The organism is Microbacterium enclense, assembly GCF_001456955.1.
Taxonomy (GTDB): domain Bacteria; phylum Actinomycetota; class Actinomycetes; order Actinomycetales; family Microbacteriaceae; genus Microbacterium; species Microbacterium enclense.
The window spans coordinates 21,718-43,040 of sequence record NZ_KQ758475.1; the positions used below are offsets into that span (position 1 = coordinate 21,718).

Consider the following 21,323-nt stretch of genomic DNA (forward strand, 5'->3'; position numbering starts at 1 on the left):
CCCCTCCCCGCCTCGCGGGGCGTGCGACCCGTTGATCGACGAACGCCGCGACCCGGAGCGATCGCGTGCGCTCAACCGCACCAGTCCGGCCGCGTACCCGTCACCCGGGCGACCGTCTCGCCCGAGACCGCGTCGACGACATCCGTCGCGCGACCCTGCCAGTCGGCGCGGGCCGGGTACCCGTCGATCGGGGCACCGGCGGGGACGACGCCGACCGCGAGATGGCGTCCGCTCGGCGAGACGCACACCTCTTCGATGCGCTCGCCTGCCGCCGCGCGCGTCACCGTCATGGCATCCGCTCCGGCCGTCGCGCGCGTGACCTCGGACGGCGTCCAGGTGACCGTGGCATCCGTCGAGACGACGAGCGCGCCCGATCCGACCCCTCCGCCCGCGGTACCGGGGACCGCCTCTATCGAGCCCGTCGTGAGGTCGAGCACCGACAGCCCCGCGAGGGAGCCCACGACGACGGAGGTGGTGCCCGGCAGGAAGGAACGCAGCTCACCCAGCTCCCCCAGCACCCGCGGTGGGGCGGCTCCGGTGGAATCGACGAGGATGAGGCTGCCCTGCGCCGTCTGCGCGACGAGATACGCGCTCCCCGGCACGAACTGCCACGCCGCGGTCTGCAGCGGCTCTCCATCGAGGCCGACGACGACGCGCGGCGACGACCCCTCGACGGTGGTGTCGAGCATGAACAGCGCGCTCGTGTAGACCTCGGCGCCATCGCCGGAGGAGCCGGTGTAGACGTAGCCGAGGTGACCGGCGTCGCTCGACGCTCGCAGCAGGCGCACATCGCCCGCTCCCGGCGTGCTCACCGACCGAGGTTCTTCGCCGGGTCGGGTGTGCAGCAGGTGCGACGTCCCCTCGGCGTCGATCGTCAGCGCGACGACGCTGTCGCCGTCGTCGGCGTACTCCTGGATGCGAGGCGCGGAGATGAGGGTCTCGTCGGCGCCGTGCGACAGATCGTGGCGGACGATCCGATCGTCGTCGCCCGCCGAGCGGTCGAATGCTCCCCCGCGCTCGAGCGTCGTGACGGTGAGGGCCGGGGTCGTGAAGGCGAACTCGGTCGCGCTCGTCGTGCCCGTCGTCTGGCCTTCCAAACGCGGGACGACGATGCGGTAGTCGGTGGCGAAGGCGAGGGTGTCGGTGAACCGCACACGCACGCTCGCGCCGTTCACGTCGATCTGTGCCGGAGCGTCGGGTTCGATGCGGATGCCGTCGGCCGACGACGGGTCGAGGGGTTGGTCGGTCCGCACGGTCACCGTCACCCCCTGCTGCGAGACCGTCAGTGCCGTGTCGCCGGTGACCGCGCGCACCTGCGGCCCCCGCTCGAGGGCCACGACGGCCATGGTCGTGCTCGCGGCGACGAGGACGCCGACGATCGCGCCCGCCGCGAGACGGAAGCGACGGGGCGAACGTCTCGTGCGCTCAGGAGAGGTAGGGGTCATCGGGCTCGGTCACCTCCTCGACCGCGTCGGGAACGAGACGGGTGACGCCGTCGGCGTCGGCGAACGAGCCGGTGATGCGCACCCACGTTCCCGACGCGAGGCCCGAACGCAGCTGCGCGTCGTCGAGCGGCACGGCGAACAGCTGCGCGTCGACCGTGCAGCACGTGACGGCGTAGCGGCCGATGCGCGCTCCGCCGCCGTCGTCGAGCAGAAGGATGCCGGTCACGTCGGCGCGCTGACCGACCAGGTCGGTGGCCGTGGAGCCGCTGCCGAGGATCGTCGCCCAGTCGCGAACCGAGAACCGGGTCGGGTCGCTGCCGACGAGGACGGGGGCGGGCACGTCGCCCCCGCCGTCGGTCGCGGCGGCGCTGGTCAGCGCGCGGTCTGCGCTCAACGTCGTCGGCGGGGCCACCAGCAGGGCGAGAGCCGCGACCACCACGACCGCACCCCCGCCGAGGAGGCCCGCACGACGCCATGCGGACGGACGGGTGGAGTGGTCGTGGTCGTGCACGTGACCCTCTGCGTCGTGATCGTGCCGGTGGTCCCGCCCGGTCGCCGCGAACCAGACCGACAGACACAGGAGCACCGCACCGATGACGACCAGCGCCACGGTGAACACCACGTAGCGCGGGTGGATGTAGAGCGTCAGATCGCCGGCCGCGGCGAGCGCGAGGGTGGCGATGACGCCGATGCCGCACAGCAGCAGGCCGGTCCAGCGTGCCAGGAAGTCAGACAACGAGGTTCACCGCCAGACCGATCGTCAGTGCCCCGAGAGCGGCGATCAGGGTGATCGCGGCGAGAGCCCGGGCGCGGAAGGTGGTTCCGAGCATCGCGAGCATCTTCACGTCGATCATGGGCCCGAAGACGAGGAAGGCCACGAGGGCGCCCGGCGAGAAGGACGACGCGAGCGAGAGCGCGAAGAAGGCATCGACGTTCGAGCAGATAGCGATGACGAAGGCCAGCGCCATGAGCGCCAGGATGCCGACGACCGGGTGACCGCCCACCCCGGTCAGGGTCTCGCGCGAGATCGCGACCTGGATGAGCCCGGCGATGGCCGCGCCGACGAAGAGGGCCGGGAGCATGGCCGACATCTCGTCGCGGAACATCCCCGCTGCGCGCGCCAGGCTGGGGCGCTCGCGGCCCTCCGGTGCCGCCGCGCATGCGGCAGCCCATGCCGGGGTGAGCAGACGCGAGGGATCGGGGTGCAGGCTCACCAGCCACCCGACGAGGTTGGCGATGACGAAGCCGCCCACCAGACGCGAGACCAGGATGCCGTCGCTCCATCCGAACGCCTGGTAGGTCGTCACGAGGGTGACGGGGTTGAGGATCGGGGCGGCGAGGAGGAACGTCACCGAATCGGCGACCGAGAAGCCCCGCATCATCAGGCCGCGCGCGAGCGGGACGTTCCCGCACTCGCACACCGGGAGCACGACGCCCAGCAGCGACAGCACCGCCCGCCGAGGGATGCCACGACGCGGGACGATGGCATCCATCACCCGGGTCGGCACCCACAGCTGCACGGCGATCGAGATGACGACACCGAGGAACACGAAGGGCAGCGACTCGATGACGACGCTCGCGGCCAGCGTGATGCCGTCGGAGAGAGCGCTGGGAAGGGCGTTGGGCGCGTCGAGGGTGACAACGCGGGCGACGACCGCCACGAGGACAAGACCCGCCGCGACGGGCAACGCCCGCGAGAGGCGGGGCGTCGACACCGCCGCGGGCGACGCGAGGGGCGTCGGGCGCGGCTTCGTCGGACTGCCCTTCATCGGACTGCCCATCGTCGGGTCTCCGTTTCGTCGTGCACCGGTGCGATGCATCGCTCGTCGAATGCCGCGGCGGCGACCCCCACGGGCCGCGGCATCGGCGCTGACTAGCGTGCCATGAATCGGCCGGACGGACGGCACGCGCGGTCTTCGCGGATGGGCGGTCTGGTGGGACGCGTTTCGTCGTATTGCGCCAGAGGGCCCCCTGCGCGCCGACAGCGCCTACCGTCGTAGGTATGAGTTCGCTTGCGCACGGCGCCCCCGAGAGCACCCCGGCCATCGGCACGTCGGTGTCGGCCGACGACTTCAAGCGCGCGTTCCGCGGCCACCCCGGAGGCATCGCGGTCATCACGGCCTACGGAGAGAAGGGCCCCGTCGCCCTCACCGCCTCGTCGGTGTCGTCGGTGAGCGCCGACCCGCCGCTGCTGATCTTCTCGGTGTCGGCGCTGTCGTCGGCGACCCCGACGATCATCGCCGCCGACACCATCGTCGTGCACCTGCTCGACGCCGAAGACATCTCGCTCGCCCGCGCCGGTGCGACCAGCGGCCTCGACCGTTTCGCCGACACGTCGGCCTGGTCGCGCCTGGCGACCGGCGAGCCGGTCTACCACGGCGTGCGGGCGTGGCTGCGGTGCAAGATCGTCAGCCGGATGGATGCCGGCGGGTCGACCGTCATCGCCGCCCAGGCCCTGCAGGTCGACGTCGAACGCGACCTCGAGCCCGGCGAGGCGGGCGCCGCCCTGGTGTACTACAACCGCAGCTGGCACCGCCTCGGCGAGCACTCGCGGCTCGACTGAGGCGTCGCGCCGGGGTCAGTGGGCGGTCGCGCCGCGACGGGTCAGGCGCGAGACACCCGTGACCACGCCGACGATGATCAGGCCGAGCACGAGACCGAACACGGCCGAGATCGCCGTGTCGACGATCCAGACGACGACCGGTCCCGCCGCCTCGATCGCGTGGGTGACGACGTGGACGAGGTCGTACGGACCCGACCAGAGCGTCTCGGCGAGGTTCTGCACCACGAGGTGACCGCCGACCCACAGCATCGCAACGGTCCCCACGATGCTGATGACACGGAAGACGGCGGGCATGGATGCCACGATCCGCACGCCGAAGCGACGGATGCCGCGCGACGGGCTCTTCATGAGGCGCAGGCCCATGTCATCCAGCTTCACGAGCAGCGCCACGGCGCCGTAGACGATCACCGTCATCGCCAGACCGATCACGAGCAGGGCGCCCAGCGTCATCCAGATGCCGAAGTCGGGGTCGAGGCTCGACAGGGCGATGAGCATGATCTCGGTGCTGAGGATGAGGTCGGTGCGCACCGCGCCGAGCACGAGCTTCTTCTCGTCGCGCGGGCCGTCGTCGTCGTGCGCGCCGTGATGCACGCCGAACCACTCGAGCACCTTCTCTGCACCCTCGAAGCAGAGGAAACCGCCGCCGATGATCAGCAGGTACGGCAGCACCCAGGGCGCGAAGGCGGTGAGCAGGAGCGCGATCGGGATGATCACGACGTACTTGTTGAGGATGCTGCCGAGCGCGATCTTCCACACGACCGGCAGCTCCCGCGCGGGAGTCAGTCCCTGCACGTACTGCGGCGTGACGGCGGCATCGTCGATGACCACGCCGGCGGTCTTGGCGCTGGCCTTCACGGCGGCGCTGAGGATGTCATCGACGACGGCGAGGAGTCCGACCGACATGTGCGCTTCTCCCGGGGGTGAGGGGGCTGGGCGCGTGTGCGCCGCGGGACGACCTTAGCGGGTGGCGCGCCGGGGCAGCGGCGGTGGTACCCCGGCGGAGGAGGACGTCCGGTGTGGGAGGAGGGGTTCCACCCGGTCGCCCTCCCCTCCCGCTCACCGACCCCTGTCCCGCGCCCGGGCGGATGGCTAGGGTAAATCCACACATCGACCCCGTCGAAGGGATGCCATGTCGTTCATCACCCGCGGCTTCGGGGGCCGTCGCCGCGAGCGCGATCCGCGGCTTCCTCCCGGGCAGAGCCTGGTGTCGGACTGGCCGGTGCTGTCCGCGGGCCCCACCCCCCGCGTCGCGCCCGACGCCTGGGAGTTCGCGATCGGCACCGAGAACGGCGTGCACCGCTGGGATCGCGCCGAGCTGCAGGCGCTCGGCATGGAGGACATCGTCGTCGACATCCACTGCGTCACGCACTGGACGAAGCTCGACATGCCCTGGCGAGGGGTGTCGCTCGACCGGATCTTCGCAGAGGTGCAGACGGACCACCGTTTCGCCATGGTGCACTCCTTCGGCGGGTACACCACCAACCTCGCCCTCGACGACCTGCTCGGCGGGAAGAGCTGGATCGCGTTCGAAGCCGACGGCGAACCGCTCAGCGCCGAGCACGGCGGACCCGCGCGCCTGCTCGTGCCGCACCTGTACTTCTGGAAGAGCGCCAAGTGGGTGCAGGGGCTCATCACGATGCCGCACGACAAGCCCGGGTTCTGGGAGCAGAACGGCTACCACCCGCGCGGCGACCCGTGGCGCGAGGAACGGTACGGGTGAGCCGCCGAAGCCCTTCCTGGCACGTCGCGACGGTCGTCGGCACGCGCGCCGAGACCGCGACGGCCCGGCGCATCGAGCTCGAGATCGCCACCTGGCCGGGCAACGACGCGGGGGCGCACCTCGACGTGCGCCTCACCGCACCCGACGGGTATCAGGCCAGCCGCTCCTACTCGGTCGCGTCGTCGGGTGAGGGCACCCGGGTCGTGCTCGTGATCGACGAGGTGCCCGACGGCGAGGTCTCGCCCTTCCTCGTGCACGACCTGCGCGAGGGCGACCGGATCGAGGTGCACGGTCCTCTCGGCGCCTTCTTCGTATGGACGCCCTCGCCCGACCCCGCGCCCGTGCAACTCATCGCCGGCGGGTCGGGAGTCGTGCCGTTGTACGCCATGGCATCCGCGCACGCCGCAAGCGACGACACCGCACCGTTCCGCATGCTGTACTCGGTGCGCTCGTCCGACGACGTGTTCTTCGGCGACGAGTTACGCGCCCTCGCCGACGGCGATCGCCTTCACCTCGACATCGTCTACACCCGGACCGCGCCGCCCGGCTTCGCGAGCGCCCCCGGTCGCCTCACCGCGGAGAGCCTCCGCGCAGCCGTCCTCCCCGCCGGCCAGGAGCCCCGGGTGTTCGTGTGCGGACCGACGCCGTTCGTCGAGGCCGTCGCCGGATGGCTCATCGACGCAGGGCACGCGCCGGCACGTGTCCGCACGGAGAGGTTCGGAGGTTCGTGATGTCGTTGCTCGACGGAAACGCCCTGGCCGGTCGTCTCGACGACCTCCTCGGCTGGGATGCCACGGCATCCCTCGTGCGCTGCAGACACTGCGGCGTCCCGGGACTTCTCGCCACGGCCGCCGTCTACGCGAGCGACATGGGGGTCGTCGTGCGGTGCCGCTCGTGCGAGGCGGTGCTCGTCACCCTCGTCGACGCGCCGGATGGCAGGACGTGGCTCGGGATGCCGGGACTCAGCGCTCTCGAGATCCGAAGAGCCTGATCTCGTCACGACGATCGACGGGATACGCGAGAAGCCCCGGCGAACCGGGGCTTCTCGATGGCGGAGACGGAGGGATTTGAACCCTCGGTCCCCTTACGGGGACTCCACCTTAGCAGGGTGGTGCACTAGGCCTGACTATGCGACGTCTCCAGGTGATCGAAGCCGTACGGCTCGAACACACCGGTCCATACTAGCCCGTCGTCACCCGGCATCCGAACCACGATCAGGATGCCGGGTGCTTGGGCCGAGGATCACTCGCGGACGTTGCCGTTCGAGCAGGTCGCCTGCGCTGCCGTCTGGCCCGCGATTCCGGAGGGCAGGGCGATGGCCGACGAGGTGGGTGCCGGGGTGGGCTCCGCGCTGTCGGTGGCCTCGGGGGTTGCCGTTTCGCTCGGGGCCGGCGTCTCGGCGGGCGCGGGCGTCGCGTTCTCGTCGACCACGACGCCGTCGCCGTCGCTCAGGTTGCCCGAGAGCTCGAGGGGCTGGTTCGCGGCGAGCGCGGCCCACAGCGTGTCGGCGTCCTCGTAGTCGGGCACGACGCGGTTCGCGTCGTAGGGGTCGGTGTACGTCGGGTACTGGATGAAGACGATGTCGTCGAAGGGGACGTCCTTCACCGCGGAGGCGATCTGCACGAGGGTGAGCGGGTTGGTGAGCGAGGTCGACGGGTCGACGTTGCGCAGCGCCGTGGACGCGAGCTTGTACAGGGTCGCGGGGTTCGACAGCACCTCCTGGCTCTTGAGCTTGTTGGCCAGACGCGACATGTACTGCTGCTGGTTCGAGATGCGGCCCAGGTCGCCGCCGTCGCCGACGCCGTGGCGGGTGCGCAGGAACTGCAGGGCGTCGAGGCCCTTCACCTGGCGCATGCCGGCGGGCCAGTCGATGCCCGTGTAGGGGTCTTTGATGCCGTTGGCGATGCAGACATCGACGCCGCCGATGGCATCCGTGATGTTGATGACGCCGCCGAAGCTGACCTTCGCGGCGAACGGGATCTCGAGACCGCTCAGGTCGGAGATGGTGGATGCCACGCACGACAGGCCGCCGTAGAGGTAGGCGCTGTTGATCTGCTGCTTGCTCATCGCCGAGTTGACGTTGCCGTCTTCGTCGGTGCACGACGGGATCGGCACCATGAGGTCGCGCGGGAACGAGATGACCGTCACCCGGCGCGGGTTGTCGGAGATGTGCACCAGCATGTTGACGTCGTTGAGGTTGCCCTCGGCGTCGTCGCCGGAGCAGCGGTCGCCGAAGAGCTGCGCGAAGTCGGGTTCGCACTCGTCGGTGCCGATGAGCAGCAGGTTCACGCCACCCTTGAGCTCGCCCAGATCCGGCGGCACCGCGGGCTGCCCCTTCAGATCGACCGCGTCGGCGGTGAAACTGCGGGTGAGGTCGATCGCGGCGTAGGCGAAGACGGCACCGCCGGCGACGAGCACGACAGCCAGCACGATGGCAAGACCGCGGAAGAGCTGGGCGAAGGGGCCCGGCGACGACAGCCGCCCGTGGCGGGCGACGGTGCGTTGACCGCGCGGTGTGGTCGTCTTGCTCACTCGGGTCCTTTCGCGACGGATGCCACCGGCCCGGCAGCACGTCGACCCCGGCGGGTCGGAGGTCGCAGCAATACTAGGGACGCACGGCTGTGAATGCCGTGAAGGCGTCCTCGCGACGGCTTCGAGCGTTCGCCTTCCGGACGCCCTGCCGTTACCGTCGACCCCTATCGTCAGAACGGAACGAGGAGGTACGCATGTTCCCGTCCGTCGACATGGTCGCCATGATCATCTTCGTACCCGGACTCTTCCTCGCGACACTGACGATGGGCATCGTCGCCGCCCGCTCGCGGCGCGACCGCCGGTGAGGCGTCACGCATGAGCGAGACGTTCGAGACCTACGCCATCATCGCGGGCATGATCGGCCTCTTCATCGCCACCGTGGTGATGGGCATCATCGCGGCCCGCAGCAACCGCGACTGAGCAGCCCGGCGTCGGTGACCCCACCGCCCCTCCACGCGCCGCTCCGCGGCACGCGGAGCCTCCGGCGGCGTGGGCCCAACTGCGTTCTCATCCCGCTCAACCGGTCATAACGCGAAACGCGGACCCCTGCGGGGCCCGCGTTTCGCGTTGCGGAGGGTGTGGGATTCGAACCCACGGGACATTGCTGCCCACTGGTTTTCAAGACCAGGTCCATCGGCCGCTCGGACAACCCTCCCGGACGCACCGAGTCTACCGACCGCCCCGCCAGGCGGCGTCCAGCCCCGGGGCGGGTCCGGCCCGACCGGATAGCGTCGGCGGAATGGCCACCACGACGCGCAGCTCCCTGGCATCCTTCTTCCTCCGCCTCGGAAGACAGGTGTGGGTGCGGGCCGCGGCCTTCACGCTCATCGCCGTCGTCGTCGCCCTGGCGGCGAACTACCTCGGCCCGGTGCTGCCGTTCGAATTCGGGATCGACCTGGCGCAGAACTCCGTCGGTTCGCTGCTCCAGATCATCGCCACGGCGATGCTCACGGTCAGCACCTTCTCTGTCACGGCGATGGTCACGGCCTTCTCGTCGGCCACCACGACCGCCACACCCCGGTCGACGCCCCTGCTCATCGCCGACCCGACCTCGCAGAACGCGGTCTCCACGTTCATCGGCGCATTCACCTTCTCGCTCGTCGGCATCGTCGCCCTCTCGACCGGGTACTACGAACCGCGCGGGCGCACCATCCTGTTCGTCGCCACCCTGGTCGTCATCGCCATCGTCGTTTTCACCCTGCTGCGCTGGATCTCCCACCTGTCGACGTTCGGACGCATGGCCGACGTCATCGACCGTGTCGAGAAGGCCGCGACGCTGTCGTTCCAGGTGCACGCGGAGTCGCCGACGCTCGGGGCACGGCCGGCGACCGTCGTGCCCGCGGATGCCACCGCGGTCCACGCCGACGGGGTGGGCTACGTCACGCATGTCGACGTCGCCGGGCTCGACCGCCTCGCGCATCGACACGGGATCGAGGTGCACGTTCGCGCGACGCCGGGTCGCATCGCCGACGCGCGCGTTCCGCTCGCCGCGGTCGTAGGGGACGTCGATGACGACGTGCGGTCCGGCATCCGTCGCGCGTTCCGCATCGAGAACCACCGTACGTACGAGCAGGACCCGCGCTTCGGGGTGATCGCGCTCACCGAGATCGGCAGCCGCGCCCTGTCGGCCGCGACGAACGACCCGGGCACCGCCATCGAGGTCATCGCCGCGCTGCAGCGGGTTTTCGCCCGCGGCCTCTCCGTCGACGCCGCAGCCGACATCGAGCACGAGCGCGTCTTCGTCGCGGCGCCCGCACTCGTCGATCTCGTCGACGACGCCTTCCGCCCGCTGGCGCGCGACGGCGCGGCCGACGTCGAGGTGCAGGTGCGGCTGCAGAAATGCCTCGCCTCGCTCTCGGCATCCGCTCCCGCGCGGGCCGGGGTGTTCCGGGATGCCGCGCGCGCGGCGTACGAGCGGAGCCGTCGCCAGCTCGACCGGAGCGATGGGCGGATCCTGCGGCGAGCGGTGCGGGAGGCGTGGGGGCGGTAGTCGGCCGCGAGGTCGACGGGTGCGTGGCGGCACGACGCAGGAGATTCGACTCCGGCTCCGCCTCGAAGACCGGTTCCCGGCGGGGTGCCGGACGGAAGGTCGGCGTCGGCCGGGGCGGGGCACGTCGGAGTGACTACCGATCTGACGTCTGAGTAACGGATACGACGGGGTTATCAGTTCGCCGCGGAGTCGCCCGACGCCGCCGCGACCGGCGTAGACCGAGAACATCACCCCACGACCCGCCGGGCCGTTCGAGATGAGGAGGTCATCATGCTCGTCACCCCGCTGTCAGCGCAGATCGTTCTCGCCGTCTTCGCGCTCGTCTACGCGGCATCCATCTTCGCCGCCATCGTCGCCGTGAGAGACTCGCAGGCGTCTCCCGGGCTTCGCGCCGCCTGGGCGACCGCTCTGCTTCTGCTGCCGCCGGTCGGGCTCGTCGCGTGGGAGGCGGCGCGCGTCGCCGATCACCGTGCGGCCCACCGGCCCATCACCGTCGTCGATCGCACCGCATCCCTCGCCGACCGCGCCGCGCACGTCGCGGGCGGGTTCGCGCGCGTGTGACACGCGCGCCGAGAACCGCCGGGAGCGGACGCGGCCCTCGCGGCGCGGGCATGACGGCAGGACGAGCCGCAGACACGCCGCCCACTCGCCGCCGACCTCGGCGTGTCGTCACCGATCCCCGCCGTTGTGCTCGGCGGCGGGGCGGGACGTCAGCCGGGTGCTCGGCGGCGGGGCGGGACGTCAGCCGGGTGCTCGGCGGCGGGGCGGGACCTCAGCCGGGAGCTCGGCGGAAGGCGGTCGGCCGACGGCGAGACACCGCGGGAAGACGGGTCAGAGGGCGCGGAGCGCGGCGGCGACGCCACCCTCGGTCACCGACAGACCCACCTCGCCCGCTGCCTCGTGCACCTCGGGCGGCCCCTGGTGCATGGCGATCGCGCGGCCGCCGTTGCGCACGGACCACTGCATCATCTCGATATCGTTGCGGCCGTCGCCCATGACCAGCACTCGCTCGGGCGCGATGTCGAGCCACGCCCGCACGCGCTCGAGCGCGGTCGACTTGTCGACGCCCTGCGGCGCGATGTCGAGCCACGCCGTCCACCCGATCGCGTACGACACCTGGCTGAGGCCGATGCGCTCGACCAACTGGAGGAAGTCCTGATCGGTCTGCTCGGGGGCGACCACGACGACGCGGCACACCGGCTGGTCCGCCAGACGTTCGAACGACACCCGGTTGGCGCCGACAAGGTTCCAGTCGTCGAGGTAGTCCGTGAACAGGCGGGTGCCGTCGGGCAGCTCGACGAGGAAGTGCGCTCCGGCCAGGTGCTCGCCCAGCAGCGTCAGCACCTCGGTGGGATCGAAGGTCTCGACGTGCGCGCGCTCGTAGGCGTCGGAGGTCTCGTCGCCGACGCGCCGCATGATCACGGCGCCGTTCGAGCACACCGCGTATTCGGGCCGGATGCCGAGACGATCCATGATCGTGTGCGTGCTGTCCCAGCTGCGGCCGGTGGCGAGCATCACCTCGTGCCCCGCCTCGGCGGCATCGGTCACGGCCTCGACGACGCCCGGACTCAGGGTGTCGTCTTCGAGCAGGACGGTGCCGTCGATGTCGAGAGCGATCAGCATGCGGCCGACGGGGGCGTCGTCGGCCAGCGCGGCGACCGTGTCGGCCGCCTCCTGCTTCGGCGCGCTCTCGACGGCGCCGGTGTCGGGAAGAGCGGCCTCGTCGGTCACGCGATCGGCTCCATGACCTCGAGTCCGCCCAGGTACGGTCGCAACACCTCGGGCACGGTGACCGAGCCGTCGGCGCGCTGGTGCGTTTCGAGCAGGGCGACGATCCATCGGGTGGTGGCGAGGGTGCCGTTCAGCGTCGCGACGGGCTGCGTCTTGCCGCCGTCGGCGGGACGGAAGCGGGTGTCGAGGCGACGCGCCTGGTAGGTGGTGCAGTTCGAGGTGCTGGTGAGTTCGCGGTAGGCGTCTTGCGTGGGAACCCAGGCCTCGATGTCGAACTTGCGCGCGGCGCTCGAGCCCAGGTCGCCGGCCGCCACATCGATCACGCGGTAGGCCAGGCCCAGGTCTTGCAGCATGCGCTCCTGCATGGCGACGAGGCGCTCGTGCTCCGCCTCGGCGTCGGCGGGGTCGGTGTAGACGAACATCTCGAGCTTGTTGAACTGATGCACGCGGATGATGCCGCGGGTGTCTTTGCCGTACGAGCCCGCCTCGCTGCGGTAGCACGTGGACCATCCGGCGTATCGCTTGGCACCGCGACCGAAGTCGAGGATCTCGTCCATGTGATACCCGGCGAGGGGCACCTCGCTCGTGCCCACCAGGTAGAGGTCTTCTTTGGGCAGGTGGTAGACCTCGTCGGCGTGCTGGCCGAGGAAGCCGGTGCCGCGCATGACCTCGGGCCGCACGAGCGTCGGGGGGATCATCGGGGTGAAGCCCGCCTGCAGCGCGCGGTCGAGGGCGAGGGTCATCAGCGCGAGTTCGAGACGGGCACCGATGCCGGTGAGGAAGTAGAAGCGGCTGCCCGACACCTTGGTGCCGCGCTCCATGTCGATCGCGCCGAGCAGCTCGCCGATCTCGAGGTGGTCGCGCGGGGTGAAGTCGTAGGTCGGGACCTCGCCGTGAGTGCGCAGCGTGACGAAGTTCTCTTCGCCACCGGCCGGCACGCCCTCGATGACGATGTTCTCGATCTTCGCCAGTGCGGCCTCGGCGGCCGCCTCCGCCTCGTTCGCGGCCTGCTGCGCGGCCTTCACCTGCTCGCTGAGCTGCTTCGCCTCGGAGACGAGGGCCGCCTTCTCGTCTTTCGGCGCCTGCGCGACGCGCTTGCCGTGGGCGTTCTGCGCGGCACGCAGCTCTTCGAAGGCGGTGATGGCGGCGCGGCGGTCGCGGTCGGCGGCGAGCGCGTCGTCTACGGAATCCGGCGACTCCCCGCGGGCGATCTGGGAGCGCTTCACGAGCTCGGGATCTTCACGCAGCAGAGTCAGGTCGATCACGCGTCCATCCTAGGGTCGGCGTCCGACATCGTCCTGTCGGCGCCGGGCGACGCGTCGAGCGGGAGACACGGAACGACGCACCGGGTCCACCCCGCGCATGAGCGCGCGGCATCCCCCGCGTCAACCCCGTCCTTTCACCCGGTCGCGGCAGGGATCGCGGTCCTATGGTGGATGCCATGGCCGCCCCTGACGAGCCGCGTGACGACGCGGAGTCCCCCGAACAGACCCCCGCCGACGCCCCCGAAGAGGTGAAGGCGGATGCCGCCGCAGCCGACGGTTCGAGCGAGCACTTCCACGCCGCACGCCTGGGCGACGATGTCGGCGACCGGCCTCGCAAGGACGCCCCCGACCCCAAAGAGGCGGCGGAGCCCGACGACGTCATCCATCAGCCCGAGGACGTCTCCCCCGACTCGTCGGAGGAGCTGCCCGGCAAGACGCAGCGCGTCGACGCCGAGGGCGACGAGGCGCCGATCGACGCGGAGGACACGCAGAAGAAGCGCGCCGCCCTCGTGTACAACCCCACGAAGGTCGAGCCCGAGACGCTGAGGGCGCGCGTCGCCGAACTGGCCGCCGGGGCCGACTGGGCCGAGCCCCTCTTCTACGAGACCACCGTCGACGACCTCGGCGACGACGCCACCCGCGCCGCCCTCGACGAGAAGGTGGATGCCGTGCTCGTGGCCGGCGGCGACGGCACCGTCCGCGCCGTGGCCGAGGCGCTGACGTCGACCGGGGTTCCGCTCACCATCGTGCCCAGCGGCACGGGCAACCTCCTCGCCCGCAACCTCAACCTTCCGCTGACCGACACCGACGCGATGATCCGCGCCACCTTCGAGGGTGACGTGCACGCCATCGACACCGGCATCGCGCGCATCCGTCGCGCCGACGGCGAGATCGAGGAGCACGGTTTCTCGGTCATGGCGGGCATGGGTCTGGACGCCGCCATGATCCAGAACACCCGGGACGACCTGAAGAAGCAGGTCGGCTGGGTCGCCTATGTCGATGGGGCCGCCCGGTCGCTCGTCGGTGCGAAGCCGTTCCGGGTGATGTACCAGCTGAACGGTCATCGCCTGCACTCGGCCAAGGTGCACAGCGTGCTGTTCGCGAACTGCGGCGCCCTGCAGGGCGGCGTGGCGCTCATCCCCGACGCCTCCATCGTCGACGGCCGCATCGACGTGGCCGTGCTGCAGCCGACGGGCGTGCTCGGGTGGCTGGGCGTCTGGCGGAGCATCGTGTGGGACAACTCCGTGCTGCGCAAGTTCCGCGCGGGCCGCCGCGTGCTCGAACGCCGTAAGGACACCTCCGTGCGCTACCTGCGCGGTACGGGCATCGAGCTGGCCACCGCCCCCGCACAGCCGATCGAGCTCGACGGCGACGAGTTCGGCGAGGCGACGCGCATCTACACGCGCATCGTCCCGGGCGGCCTCGCCATCGCGCTGCCGAAGGGTCACGACGTCTCGACCCTGTGACGCCGGCCGTGGCACGTGGGCGCCGCGCGGCCGGCGGCGAAGACGCACGCGATCGTCGAGACCGCACGCGGATGCGACGAACTGAATGCGTCTTCATCGAACGGGTACGTCCTCGACGTCGGGCCGGGCGCGCGCAGTGGCCGGGGCCGGCGCAGACCCGTGCACACCAGTGTCAAGCCCGCAGCACGGGATGCCGCGGTGGATAGCGTCGAGGGATGCCGTCGCCTTCGATCGTGTGGTTCCGTGACGACCTGCGCCTGACCGACAATCCGGCCCTTCGCGCGGCACTCGACCGCGACGAGCCGATCGTGGCGCTGTATCTGCTCGACGAGGAGTCCGACGGCGTGCGCCTCATCGGCGGGGCCGCGCGGTGGTGGCTGCACGGGTCACTGGCATCCCTCGGCGATCGCCTCGCCGAGCGTGGCGCTTCGCTCGTGCTGCGGCGCGGCAAGGCGGCGGAGGTCGTGCCGGCCGTGGTCGAGGAGGTCGGTGCCGGCGCGGTGTTCTGGAACCGCCGTTACGGCGGCGTCGAGCGCGAGATCGACGCCGGCATCAAGGAGAAGCTGCGCGACGACGGAGTGACCGTCGCGTCGTTCGCCGCCAACCTGCTGTACGAGCCCTGGACGGTGCGGACGCAGTCCGACAAGCCGTACGGCGTCTACAGTCCCTTCGCCCGCGCGGTGCAGAAGCTCCCCGCGCCGCGTCCCCCCATGCCCGAGGCGCGGAAGATCCCCGGCTTCGACGGCACGGTGGACGGCGATGACCTCGGCGCGTGGGATCTGCTGCCCACGAAGCCCGATTGGGCCGGCGGCCTGCGGGAGACCTGGGAGCCGGGCGAACCGGCGGCGAAGGCGCGGCTGAAGGAGTTCCTCGACGACGACCTCGGCGACTACTCGAAGTATCGCGACGAATTCGCGGGCGGGGCGACGTCGAACCTCTCGCCGCGCCTGCGCTGGGGCGAGCTGAGCCCCTACCAGGTGTGGCACGACACCGTCGAGCATCGCGGTTCGGGCGAGCACGCGAAGAGTGCGAGCGGGTTCCTCTCCGAGATCGTCTGGCGCGAGTTCGCCTGGCACGTGACCTACCACTCCCCCGACATCGCGACGGTGAACTGGCGGCGCAACTTCGACGACTTCCCCTGGCCGAAGCTGAACCGCGCGCACCTCGAGACCTGGCAGAAGGGTGAGACCGGCGTCGCCGTCGTGGATGCCGGGATGCGCCAGCTCTGGCACACCGGCGTCATGCACAACCGCGTGCGCATGGTCACGGCATCCTTCCTCATCAAGAACCTGCTGATCGATTGGCGCCACGGCGAGCAGTGGTTCTGGGACTGCCTGGTCGACGCGGATGCCGCCAGCAATCCGTTCAACTGGCAGTGGGTCGCGGGATCCGGCGCGGACGCCGCCCCGTACTTCCGCGTCTTCAACCCGGAGACGCAGCGCAAGAAGTTCGACGCGCACGACCAGTACGTGCGCGAGTGGGCGCCGGAGTACCTCGGCGACGACCCGCCCCAGCCGATGGTCGACCTCGGCGAGACGCGCAAGCGCGCGCTCGACGCCTACGCGCACGTGCGCCACGGCGGCTGAGCGGAAATCCGATCCCGTCGGCAGGACGGGTGGCCCGAGGCGGACGCGGATGCCATGGCATCCGGTCACGCTCGCGGGAGCGGACGCGAGAGCCATGGCATCCGGGTACGACGAAGGGGCGCCACCTCGCAGTGACGCCCCTTCTGGAACGTTCGTCAGTTGACGCGCTGCTCGTCGGCGTCGTCCTCGTCGTCGTCGCCCGGGATGAAGACGTCGACCACGGTCACGTTGATCTCGGCGACCTTCATGCCGACCAGCTCGGTGATGGCCTGGTGCACGGCCGCGCGGACGTTCGAGGCCACGCGCTGCAGCTGCTCGGGGTAGTCGACCTGGATCGAGATGTCGGCGGCGACCTCGGTCTCGCCCACCTCGACGCTCACGCCCTGGGCGTGGTCTTTCGCGCCCACGGCCTGGCGGATGTTGCCGATGACGCGGGCGGCGCCGCCTCCGAGGGCGTGAACGCCGGGAACCTCGGCCGCGGCGATGCCGGCGACCTTGGCGACGACGGCGTCGACGATGACGGTCGAGCCGCCGTCCTTCGTGGCGGTGGTGGGGGTGGCGGTGGTGGTGTTCTCAGCCATGTTCGCTTCCTTCCGTCGTGCCGGGACCGTGCGTCCCGCGATGTCATAGGTAAGACGCGAGCAGCGCGGCTTTCGTCACGGATTTCTTCCTGAGAGGAACCTGAGATCGTCCGCCCCGGCCACGAGTCGACTCCGGCGCCCGCGCTCGACCGATCCGGCCGCAGGAATAGCGCGAGGCCGGCGGAGGTTGGATCGAAGGTGAACGACGCGATCCCCTCCCTCTCCGTTCTCGACCTCGTGCCCGTGCGCCACGGGCAGACCAGTGCCCAGGCGGTGAGCGCCGCCCTCGACCTCGTCGAGCGAGCCGACCGCCTCGGCTACACCCGCTACTGGTTCGCCGAGCACCACAACATGCCCGCCGTGGCATCCACCTCTCCCCCGGTGCTCATCGCCGCGGCCGCCGCGCGCACGAGCCGCATCCGCGTGGGCTCGGGCGGGGTCATGCTGCCGAACCACTCGCCGCTGATCGTCGCCGAGCAGTTCGCGGCGCTCGAGGCGATCGCGCCGGGCCGCATCGATCTCGGCATCGGCCGGGCTCCGGGCAGCGACCCGGTCATCACGCAGCTGCTGAACCGCTCGGGCACCACGAGCGACGTCTCACGCTTTCCCGACCACGTCACCGACATCATGGCGCTGACCTCGCCCGAGGGCGCGACCGTGCGTTTCACCTCCGGCACGGAGTACCAGGTGAAGGCGACCCCCTCGGCATCCGGGATGCCGCAGGTCTGGCTGCTCGGATCGAGCGACTACTCCGCGCAGCTCGCCGCGAGCTTCGGTCTGCCGTACGTGTTCGCGAACCACTTCGCCGGCGAAGGGCTGGAGCACGCGCTGCGGCTGTACCGCGACCAGTTCGTGCCGAACGAGTCGGGCGAGGGTCCGCGCACGTTCGTCACCGCCAACGTCGTCGCCGCCCCCACCGCGGAGGAGGCCGAGGAGCGCGCTCTGCCGCAGCTGCGCATGATGGCCCGCCTGCGCACGAACCGCCCGCTGACCCCGCTCGAGACGATCGAACAGGCCAAGGCCGACCCGTTCGACGCACTGGCCGAGTCGCTCATGGCCTCGACGCGCCAGAAGTGGTTCGTCGGCACCGGCGCCGATGTGCAGGGCCAGCTCTCCGCCTTCGCCGCGCAGCACGGCGTCGACGAGATCATGATGTCGCCGGTGGCGGGTGCCTACGACGGCGAAGGGTCGGAGGGGCGCGCGCAGACGCTGGAGCTCATCGCGGCGACGGCGGCTGTCGCGGCCTGACGCTCCGCGGGTCTCCCGGGCGCTTCGACGAGCTCAGGGACCTGAGATGCGAGGGGGCTGAGCCCGTCGAAGCCACCGGGCCCACCACGGGGTCCCGGGCCCTTCGACGGGCTCAGGGACCTGGGACGAGCGGGTCCCGGGACCTTCGACAGGCTCAGTGACCTCAGCTGGGGGGTCAGGCCTCGGGCTCGCCGCTCAGCAGCCCGCGAAGCCAGTCGCGGGCTTCGACGAACACGTCGTCGCTGTAGCGCTGCGGGTACCGCACGATCGCGCGGTCGGCGCGGGCGTAGGAGCCGAGGAAGATGACCTTCGGGCTGAATCGACGCAGCCCGAGCAGCGCGTCGGCCATGCGCTCGTCGTGCACGTGCCCGTCGGCGTCGATGACGAAGCGGTACCGGCCGAGGGCATCGCCGATGGGGCGGGATGCCAGCAGGCTCAGGTTGATGCCCCGCGTGGCGAACTGCTCGAGAAGCTCGAGCAGTGCACCGGGGTGGTCCTCGGGCAGCTCGACGATGAGCGAGGTCTTGTCGGCGCCCGTCGGAGGAGCAGGGGCGACGGTGCGGCTGACGAGCACGAAGCGCGTCACCGCGTTGGGGTTGTCGCCGATGTTCTCGGCGAGCACCTCGACCTCGTGGTGCGCGACGATTCCGGGCGCCGCGATCGCGGCATCCGCGGCGCTCGTCTTGTCGAGCACACCGAGCGCGCTGGCGACGTTGCTCTCCGCCGGCAGATGCGCGTGTGCGGGGAGGTTCTTGCTGAGCCAGCCGAGGCACTGCCCGTAGGCGACGGGGTGCGCGGCGACCAGCGAGACGCCGTCGAGACGGGTGCCCGGCCGGCCGACGAGCACGAAGTTCACCGGCACGAGGTACTCGCCGACGATGCGCAGCCCCGGCACGGTGGCCAGGGCGTCCTGCGCGGTGGAGACGCCGCCGTCGACAGAGTTCTCGATCGCGATCATCGCGGCATCCGACCGCCCCTCGACAACGTCGGCCAGCGCTTCGCCGACGTTGCGCACGGGCCGCCAGATCTGATCGCGAGCCTCGGGCACCTGCGCGAGCGCCGCCTCGGTGAACGTTCCGGCCGGCCCCAGGTAGCTGTAGGTACGGCGGGCGGGCGTGGAGTCTGTGTCGGGCAGCACGGCGTACAGCCTAGACCGCGGGGGTGCGGGCGCCCGCCGGAATGCGGCGGCGACGACCGATCCCCGACGAATCCGCAATGACGTGTGCGCATGTCGGAGGGAGCGGGCAGACTGGGCGCATGAGCAGCCGTGCAGGACAGCCCGCCGAGGCATCCGATCTCATCGACATCGACGAACTGATCGCCGCGTACTACGACCGCAAGCCGGATGCCGCGGTGCCCGAGCAGCGCGTGGCGTTCGGCACGAGCGGCCACCGGGGGTCGTCACTGAGTACGAGCTTCAATGAAGACCACATCCTCGCCACCACGCAGGCGATCGTCGACTACCGCGCGGCACAGGGCATCACGGGCCCGCTCTTCCTCGGACGCGACACCCACGGCCTGTCGCTGCCCGCCGAGCGCAGCGCCGTCGAGGTGCTGGTCGCCAACGGCATCGACGTGCGCGTCGACTCGCGTGACGCTTGGGTGCCCACCCCGGCGCTCAGTCACGCCATCCTGACGTACAACCGCGACCGTGCGGCCGACGACCCGGGCCGTGCCGACGGCATCGTCGTCACCCCCTCGCACAACCCTCCGCGCGACGGCGGCTTCAAGTACAACCCGCCGCACGGCGGCCCGGCCGACACCGACGCCACCGGCTGGATCGCCGACCGCGCGAACGAGCTCATCGCTGCGGGCCTGGCGGGCGTCCTGCGCACCCCCCACACCGAGATCGATCTCGAGAACCTCGGCCAGTACGACTTCCGCGACGCGTACGTGCGCGACCTGGCATCGATCATCGACGTGGATGCCATCAAGAGCGCCGGCGTCCGCATCGGCGCCGACCCCCTGGGTGGCGCGTCGGTGGAGTACTGGGCGCTCATCGCCGAGGTCTACGGCCTCGACCTCACGGTGGTGAACCCCGAGGTCGACCCGACGTGGAAGTTCATGACCCTCGACTGGGACGAGAAGATCCGCATGGATCCGTCGTCGCCGTCGGCCATGGCCTCACTCGTGGCCGCGCGCGCCGACTACGACGTCCTCACCGGCAACGACGCCGACGCCGACCGGCACGGCATCGTCACCCCCGACGCGGGGCTCATGAACCCCAACCACTACCTCGCCGTCGCGATCGACTACCTGTTCTCGCACCGCCCCGGCTGGCCGACCGACGCCGCCGTGGGCAAGACCCTCGTGTCGTCGATGATCATCGACCGCGTCGCCGCATCGCTCGGCAAGACGCTGCTCGAGGTCCCCGTCGGCTTCAAGTGGTTCGTGCCGGGCCTGCTCGACGGCTCCGTCGCCTTCGGCGGCGAGGAGTCGGCCGGGGCGTCGTTCCTGCGGAAGGACGGAACGGTCTGGACGACCGACAAAGACGGCATCCTGCTCTGCCTGCTCGCCGCCGAGATCCTCGCCGTCACCGGCAAGACGCCCTCGCAGCGCTACGCCGAGCTCGAGGCCGAGTTCGGCGCCTCGGCGTACCAGCGCGTCGACGCTGCGGCCACGCCCGCGCAGAAGGCGGCGCTGTCGAAGCTGTCTCCGGATGCCGTGACCGCCACCGAGCTCGCCGGCGAGCCCATCACCGCGAAGCTGTCGCACGCGCCCGGCAACGGCGCGGCGATCGGCGGCCTCAAGGTGCAGACCGAGTCGGCGTGGTTCGCCGCCCGCCCCTCCGGCACGGAGGACGTCTACAAGCTGTACGCCGAGTCGCTCCGCGGCGAGGACCACCTGCGCGCGGTGCAGGAAGAGGCACGGGCCGTGGTCTCGGCCGCGCTCGGCCAGGCCTGACCCGCGCGGTTCGAAAGCGGCGTCGCCCTTCGGGGCGGCGCCGCTTTCGGGTGTGTGGGCGCGGCGGCGGGGCCGGGGCGGGGGGCGGTGCGGGGCCGGGGCGGTGCGGGACGGGGCGGGGCGGGTGCGGGACGGGGTCGGGGTCGGTGCGGGGTCGGGTGCGGGTGCGGGGTCGGGGTCGGTGCCGAACCGCTGCGAGAAACACCCTGGCGAGCGAGAAACGGCACCGCAAAGCGTGTCTCGCACGAAACAGCGTTTCTCGCGGGGAGGGCGACGGGATGCCGCGGCCCCG

General features: G+C 71.0%; 19 protein-coding genes and 2 tRNA genes. 10 read left to right on the top strand and 11 right to left on the bottom strand.

All coding sequences use genetic code 11. The features are described from left to right. Positions 1–71: 71 nt before the first annotated feature. The 3 genes from AS029_RS15175 to AS029_RS15185 are packed head-to-tail and all read right to left on the bottom strand — an operon-like array spanning position 72 to position 3,226. Positions 72–1,445: a hypothetical protein gene (locus tag AS029_RS15175; protein WP_058233442.1), complete on the bottom strand. Its 1,374-nt coding sequence runs from the start codon at positions 1,443–1,445 to the stop codon at positions 72–74. Continuing rightward, positions 1,426–2,181 (bottom strand): TIGR03943 family putative permease subunit, encoded by a 756-nt coding sequence (locus tag AS029_RS15180; RefSeq protein ID WP_058233443.1) that lies wholly within the window; start codon positions 2,179–2,181, stop codon positions 1,426–1,428. The genes AS029_RS15175 and AS029_RS15180 overlap by 20 nt, the downstream gene beginning before the upstream one ends. Continuing rightward, positions 2,174–3,226 carry a permease gene (locus tag AS029_RS15185; protein ID WP_228375967.1) on the bottom strand — a complete coding sequence of 351 codons (1,053 nt, stop codon included), beginning with the start codon at positions 3,224–3,226 and terminating at the stop codon, positions 2,174–2,176. The genes AS029_RS15180 and AS029_RS15185 overlap by 8 nt, the downstream gene beginning before the upstream one ends. Before the next feature lie 221 nt (positions 3,227–3,447). On the opposite strand from AS029_RS15185, the gene AS029_RS15190 reads away from it, so the two are divergent. After that, positions 3,448–4,008 carry a flavin reductase family protein gene (locus AS029_RS15190; protein ID WP_058233444.1) on the top strand — a complete coding sequence of 187 codons (561 nt, stop codon included), beginning with the start codon at positions 3,448–3,450 and terminating at the stop codon, positions 4,006–4,008. Positions 4,009–4,023: 15 nt separating this feature from the next. Here the strand turns inward: AS029_RS15190 and AS029_RS15195 are convergent, their stop codons facing one another. After that, a complete protein-coding gene (locus AS029_RS15195; protein ID WP_058233445.1) occupies positions 4,024–4,911 on the bottom strand; it encodes a DUF808 domain-containing protein in 888 nt (295 codons plus the stop codon). Between the two features lie 226 nt (positions 4,912–5,137). Here AS029_RS15195 and AS029_RS15200 point away from each other — a divergent pair, with 226 nt between their 5' ends. From AS029_RS15200 to AS029_RS15210, 3 genes are read left to right on the top strand one after another with little or no spacing between them, the layout of a single operon-like run. Further along, the gene (locus AS029_RS15200; protein WP_058233446.1) at positions 5,138–5,728 is read left to right on the top strand and encodes a molybdopterin-dependent oxidoreductase; all 591 of its coding nucleotides are present in this window, start codon (positions 5,138–5,140) and stop codon (positions 5,726–5,728) included. Next, positions 5,725–6,459, top strand: a complete 735-nt coding sequence (locus tag AS029_RS15205) for an FAD-binding oxidoreductase (protein ID WP_058233447.1) — start codon at positions 5,725–5,727, stop codon at positions 6,457–6,459. The genes AS029_RS15200 and AS029_RS15205 overlap by 4 nt, the downstream gene beginning before the upstream one ends. Further along, entirely contained in the window at positions 6,459–6,719 is a 261-nt protein-coding gene (locus tag AS029_RS15210) for a DUF6510 family protein (RefSeq protein ID WP_058233448.1), read from the top strand. Before AS029_RS15205 ends, AS029_RS15210 begins: the two co-directional genes overlap by 1 nt. Before the next feature lie 58 nt (positions 6,720–6,777). Here AS029_RS15210 and AS029_RS15215 read toward each other — a convergent pair. The 3 genes from AS029_RS15215 to AS029_RS15225 all read right to left on the bottom strand — a co-directional run bounded on the left by AS029_RS15215 (position 6,778) and on the right by AS029_RS15225 (position 8,915). Beyond that, positions 6,778–6,869 (bottom strand) — tRNA-Ser (locus tag AS029_RS15215). Positions 6,870–6,970: 101 nt separating this feature from the next. Next, positions 6,971–8,260 (bottom strand): LCP family glycopolymer transferase, encoded by a 1,290-nt coding sequence (locus AS029_RS15220; RefSeq protein ID WP_058233449.1) that lies wholly within the window; start codon positions 8,258–8,260, stop codon positions 6,971–6,973. A gap of 570 nt (positions 8,261–8,830) precedes the next feature. Then, a tRNA-Ser gene (locus AS029_RS15225) sits at positions 8,831–8,915 on the bottom strand. A gap of 84 nt (positions 8,916–8,999) precedes the next feature. Here AS029_RS15225 and AS029_RS15230 point away from each other — a divergent pair. After that, positions 9,000–10,250 carry a DUF2254 domain-containing protein gene (locus AS029_RS15230; RefSeq protein ID WP_058233450.1) on the top strand — a complete coding sequence of 417 codons (1,251 nt, stop codon included), beginning with the start codon at positions 9,000–9,002 and terminating at the stop codon, positions 10,248–10,250. Positions 10,251–10,520: 270 nt separating this feature from the next. Next, entirely contained in the window at positions 10,521–10,811 is a 291-nt protein-coding gene (locus AS029_RS15235; protein ID WP_058233451.1) for a PLDc N-terminal domain-containing protein, read from the top strand. A 270-nt stretch (positions 10,812–11,081) separates the two neighbouring features. Here AS029_RS15235 and AS029_RS15240 read toward each other — a convergent pair whose 3' ends face one another. Together AS029_RS15240 and serS are read right to left on the bottom strand one after the other, a co-directional pair. Further along, the gene (locus AS029_RS15240) at positions 11,082–11,981 is read right to left on the bottom strand and encodes an HAD family hydrolase (protein WP_058233452.1); all 900 of its coding nucleotides are present in this window, start codon (positions 11,979–11,981) and stop codon (positions 11,082–11,084) included. Beyond that, on the bottom strand, positions 11,978–13,246 hold the full coding sequence (gene serS / locus AS029_RS15245; RefSeq protein ID WP_058233453.1) for a serine--tRNA ligase: 1,269 nt from the start codon (positions 13,244–13,246) through the stop codon (positions 11,978–11,980). The genes AS029_RS15240 and serS overlap by 4 nt, the downstream gene beginning before the upstream one ends. Before the next feature lie 176 nt (positions 13,247–13,422). On the opposite strand from serS, the gene AS029_RS15250 reads away from it, so the two are divergent. Both AS029_RS15250 and AS029_RS15255 read left to right on the top strand, forming a co-directional pair. Beyond that, positions 13,423–14,712 (top strand): diacylglycerol/lipid kinase family protein, encoded by a 1,290-nt coding sequence (locus tag AS029_RS15250; protein WP_082642338.1) that lies wholly within the window; start codon positions 13,423–13,425, stop codon positions 14,710–14,712. A gap of 215 nt (positions 14,713–14,927) precedes the next feature. Next, positions 14,928–16,298 carry a cryptochrome/photolyase family protein gene (locus AS029_RS15255; protein WP_058233454.1) on the top strand — a complete coding sequence of 457 codons (1,371 nt, stop codon included), beginning with the start codon at positions 14,928–14,930 and terminating at the stop codon, positions 16,296–16,298. A gap of 155 nt (positions 16,299–16,453) precedes the next feature. On the opposite strand, the gene AS029_RS15260 is transcribed toward AS029_RS15255, so the two are convergent. Continuing rightward, on the bottom strand, positions 16,454–16,879 hold the full coding sequence (locus tag AS029_RS15260) for an Asp23/Gls24 family envelope stress response protein (RefSeq protein ID WP_058233455.1): 426 nt from the start codon (positions 16,877–16,879) through the stop codon (positions 16,454–16,456). A gap of 198 nt (positions 16,880–17,077) precedes the next feature. On the opposite strand from AS029_RS15260, the gene AS029_RS15265 reads away from it, so the two are divergent. Continuing rightward, positions 17,078–18,127 (top strand): LLM class flavin-dependent oxidoreductase, encoded by a 1,050-nt coding sequence (locus AS029_RS15265; protein WP_058233456.1) that lies wholly within the window; start codon positions 17,078–17,080, stop codon positions 18,125–18,127. 175 nt (positions 18,128–18,302) lie between these two features. On the opposite strand, the gene pheA is transcribed toward AS029_RS15265, so the two are convergent. After that, a complete protein-coding gene (gene pheA / locus AS029_RS15270) occupies positions 18,303–19,265 on the bottom strand; it encodes a prephenate dehydratase (RefSeq protein ID WP_058233457.1) in 963 nt (320 codons plus the stop codon). A gap of 119 nt (positions 19,266–19,384) precedes the next feature. Here pheA and pgm point away from each other — a divergent pair, with 119 nt between their 5' ends. Next, positions 19,385–21,031, top strand: coding sequence for a phosphoglucomutase (alpha-D-glucose-1,6-bisphosphate-dependent) (gene pgm / locus AS029_RS15275; protein ID WP_058233458.1), 1,647 nt, complete (start codon positions 19,385–19,387; stop codon positions 21,029–21,031). Positions 21,032–21,323: the final 292 nt, after the last annotated feature.